Source organism: Dietzia cercidiphylli (assembly GCF_014145145.1).
Taxonomy (GTDB): domain Bacteria; phylum Actinomycetota; class Actinomycetes; order Mycobacteriales; family Mycobacteriaceae; genus Dietzia; species Dietzia natronolimnaea.
In genome coordinates, this window is sequence record NZ_JAALEA010000008.1 from 1 (window position 1) to 3,597 (window position 3,597).

Genomic DNA, 3,597 nt, shown 5'->3' on the forward strand with positions numbered 1-3,597 from the left:
GCCGTAGCCGGGGCGGCCGTCCGGCGGGGTCGGCTCGTGCTGGAGGTGCTGCCCGGTCGCCTCGGGCCCGGTCGCCTCGGGCCCCGGGACGGGGGAGGGCAGTGGACGGGGCGGATCGCCGTAGCGGTAGGTGCCGTCGGCGAGAGGGGGATAGTGCATCGGCATGACGCGCTCCCTTTCTCGCCCTGGCCGTGACCACCGTGCGCGACCTGACCGCGGTGCGCCACTTCCCCCGCATCGTAGTCGGCCGGGCGGTGACGGGTTGGTCACAGTGATGGCCCGTCGGCGGGGTGGTGACTGGGCACCGGGGCGGGTTGTCGGTGATAGTGGTGGTTATGTCTGCCGAGTCACCACGTCCCGCGTCCGACCCTGATCCCGGTAACACCACCCCGGATGCACAGACGTCGGGTACGGCCATGCCGGGCGGTGCCGTGCCCGTCGCGAGCGCGGAATCGGTCCATCACGACCCCGTGTCGGATGCCGATCTCGACCCCGCCACCCCGGTCCCGGCCCGTCCGGGCCCGATCGAGGCGGTGGTCAATGTCGCCCGTGGCAGCCTGATCGGCATGGCCGAACTGGTCCCCGGGATATCCGGGGGCACGGTCGCACTCGTGGTGGGCGTCTACCCGCGGTTGTTGGACACGGGCGCCCACATCGTCGACGGCATGCGCTCCGCGGTGCTCGGTCCTGAACGCAGGGAGCGCACCCGCGCGGCGTTCCGGCACGCCGACCTCTGGCTGCTGGGCACACTCGCGGTCGGCATGCTGGCGATGGTGTTCACCATGGCCGGCGTGATGAGGGGCTTCGTCGAGGGCAGCCCCGAGATCTCGCGGGGGCTGTTCCTGGGCATGGTCGCCGCGAGTATCGCGGTACCCCTGGGGATGGCGCGTCAGACGCCCGGTGGGCGGAACTGGGTGCTCGGGTTGCTGTTCCTGGCGGGCGCAGTGCTGGCCTATGTCCTGTCGGGTCTGCCGGGGGGCACCATCTCGGAACCGTCCTACCTGCTGGTGTTCATGGCTGCGGCCGTGGCCATCTGTGCACTGGTCCTGCCGGGGATGTCCGGCTCGTTCCTGCTGATGGCCATGGGGCTGTACGCCCCGACCCTCGCCGCGGTGGAGAACCGCGACCTGGGGTATATCGCGGTGTTCGCCGCCGGGGCCTTCGTGGGGATCGCACTGTTCGTCAAGGTGCTGGACCGACTGCTCGAGGACTTCCGCAAGCCCACGCTGATCGTCATGGTGGGCCTGATGCTCGGATCGCTGCGGGCGCTGTGGCCGTGGCAGGACGATCAGGGCGGGATGCTCGCGCCCGACGACACCTTGCCGATGGTGGTGGCCGCCGCGGTGGCCGGTGTACTGGTGGTGATGGTCGTCCTGGTGATCGAGCGGGTGGTCGCCCGCAAGGCCGCGACCACGGATCCGCACCCGGAGGTCTCGGCGCTCGAAGACCGCGTGTAGCGCATGCCGGCGCCGACCGTCAGGTGCTCCCGGTCCGGGTGACGTCGAAGATCATCTTCTGGACGCCGTTGCCGTAGGCCTCGTGCTCGGTGAGGACCAGCGAGGTGGCGTCGACGTCGGCCGCGCCGAAGAGGCGCCGTCCCGCGCCGAGCAGGAGCGGGAAGACCAGGAGGTGGTACCGGTCGACCAGGCCCGCCTCGGCCAGGGAGTGTCCGAGGGTTCCGCTGCCGCGCACGAGGATCGGGCCGCCGTCGGTCTCCTTGAGCCGCGCTACGTCCTCGACCGAGCCCAGGATGGTCGTCGGTCCCCAGTTGTCCACGAGGTCGTCGGCGGTCAGGGTGGTGGACACCACGTACTTCGGTAGTGCGTTGTACCCGGCGAACTCCTCGGTCATCTCCGGCCAGACCGGCGAGAACGCCTCGTAGCTGCGGCGACCGAGCAGGAGGGCGGTGGCCTGGTCCTGCTCGCGTCCCTTGATCTCGTACGCGGCCTCGTCAAAGGCCACATCCTTGTACGTCCAACCGGCGTTGCGATAGCCCTCCTCGCCGCCGGGTGCCTCCATGACCCCATCGAGGGACATGAAGGCCGTGATGATGAGCGTGCGCATGTGGGTCCTTCCGGTGCGCGTTGTCGATGCGGTGGGGGGATGAGATCCGGTGCCCGCTCAGGCGCGGGACAGGACCTCCGATTCGAGCCGCCGGTAACCCGCTTCCATGCCGTCCGTCATGCCCGTGCCCAGGATCATGTCGCGCATCTCCTTGTTGGCATACGTGACGACGAGGGAGACCAGGGTCCCGCCCTCGACCGGGGTGAGGGTCTGCTCGTTGTGCGTGGGAGGGCCATCGACTCCTTCCATGGTCTCGGTGAAGACCTCCCGGTGCGGGGGGTCGGACTCCAGGAGTTCGCCGGTGAGCGCGAAGGTCTCTCCCTCCACTCCCTGTGCGGGCGAGAACTCGTAGCGGTGCCGCTCGCCCGGTGCCGCGGCCGGCTCGCAGACTGTCATCGACCACCCGTCCGGTCCGAAGCTCCAGAGTCGGAGGAGTGCGGGGTCGTGGTGGGCGTCCCAGATCTGTTGGGGTGTGCCGCGCAGGACCCGGCTGATCCGGACCTGCGTATCGCTGAGGAGCTGCGCTGCGGTCGCGCGGTCGGCGGCGAAGGAGCGCAGGTCTGCCAGGACGTCGTCGATCTGTGCCATCGCGGAGCGGGTGCCCTCCTCCATGCCCATCTCGAGCAGCTGCTCGAGTTGGTCGAGGCTGGTGAAGTACGTGGTGGTGGTCAGGCGGGCGCCGCTATCGGTCTCCTCGAAGGAGAACACCGCGCGCATCGTCGGCATCTCGGGGTTGGGGCGGCCGTCCTCGTCGGTGAAACCGTCCAGGATCTCGAACGAGCCCCCCTCGATCACGGACAGGTACTCCCAGTAGCCGCCGCTGCGGGCTCCGTCCGGCCCGGTCATGTAGTACTCGGACCGGCCGCCCGGGTAGATGTCGTGACGGGTGAAGGTCGCCGGCCACTCCGGCGGTCCCCAGAACCTCTCGAGCTGGCGCGGGTCCACGTACGCGTCCCAGAGCCGGCGGACCGTCACGGGGAAGTCGGCGACGATGGTCATCGTCAGCTCCTCGAGGTCCTTGTCCACGGATGTCACTGGCATGATCGGATCCTTCTCCCTCGGTGGTGGTCGTGAATTGTGCTTGTGGTCAGTCGTCGGCGAGCAGGGCGTCGAGCCTGTCGATGCGCCCCCGCCAGAGGCGCTCGAAGCCGTCCAACAGGGTCTGGGCCCTGCGGATCGCCTCGGGGTTGCCCCGGATCCGGCGTTCGCGTCCGTGGCGGTCGTCGGTCACGAGTCCGGCCTCCTCGAGGACGTTGACGTGCTTGCGGACCGCCGCGAACGACATGTCGTAGTGGTGGGCGAGGTCGGAGATGGAGCACTCGTCGGTGAGCGTGCGACGGACGATGTCCCGGCGTGTGGCGTCGGCCAGCGCCCGGAACAACCGATCCACGTCGTCGTCACTGAGATCCACCCCGCGCGTGTGATATGAAACCATTTGGTTTCATGTTAGGTCGCGGCGGGGACCGGGTCAATGGTGTGGCCCAACTCGCCCGCCGCGATGTCGTGGGTCGCCCCTACTCTGGGTGCGTGCGG

General features: G+C 69.3%; 4 protein-coding genes. 1 reads left to right on the forward strand and 3 read right to left on the reverse strand.

The features are described from left to right. Positions 1 to 470 precede the first annotated feature (470 nt). Complete coding sequence (locus G6028_RS00455) at positions 471 to 1,457, forward strand: DUF368 domain-containing protein (RefSeq protein WP_338404111.1); 987 nt, start codon at positions 471 to 473, stop codon at positions 1,455 to 1,457. Between the two features lie 19 nt (positions 1,458 to 1,476). On the opposite strand, the gene G6028_RS00460 is transcribed toward G6028_RS00455, so the two are convergent. The 3 genes from G6028_RS00460 to G6028_RS00470 are packed head-to-tail and all read right to left on the reverse strand — an operon-like array spanning position 1,477 to position 3,499. Continuing rightward, on the reverse strand, positions 1,477 to 2,064 hold the full coding sequence (locus G6028_RS00460) for a dihydrofolate reductase family protein (RefSeq protein ID WP_182657678.1): 588 nt from the start codon (positions 2,062 to 2,064) through the stop codon (positions 1,477 to 1,479). Between the two features lie 57 nt (positions 2,065 to 2,121). Next, on the reverse strand, positions 2,122 to 3,105 hold the full coding sequence (locus G6028_RS00465) for an SRPBCC family protein (protein ID WP_179523521.1): 984 nt from the start codon (positions 3,103 to 3,105) through the stop codon (positions 2,122 to 2,124). Between the two features lie 46 nt (positions 3,106 to 3,151). Beyond that, entirely contained in the window at positions 3,152 to 3,499 is a 348-nt protein-coding gene (locus tag G6028_RS00470) for an ArsR/SmtB family transcription factor (protein WP_179523520.1), read from the reverse strand. Between the last annotated feature and the right edge of the window lie 98 nt (positions 3,500 to 3,597).

Excerpts from the sequence above, each read along its gene's own strand:
- G6028_RS00460 (WP_182657678.1), bottom strand. The coding sequence starts at position 2,064 with ATGCGCACGCTCATCATCACGGCCTTCATGTCCCTCGATGGGGTCATG.
- G6028_RS00465 (WP_179523521.1), bottom strand. The coding sequence starts at position 3,105 with ATGCCAGTGACATCCGTGGACAAGGACCTCGAGGAGCTGACGATGACC.
- G6028_RS00470 (WP_179523520.1), bottom strand. The coding sequence starts at position 3,499 with ATGGTTTCATATCACACGCGCGGGGTGGATCTCAGTGACGACGACGTG.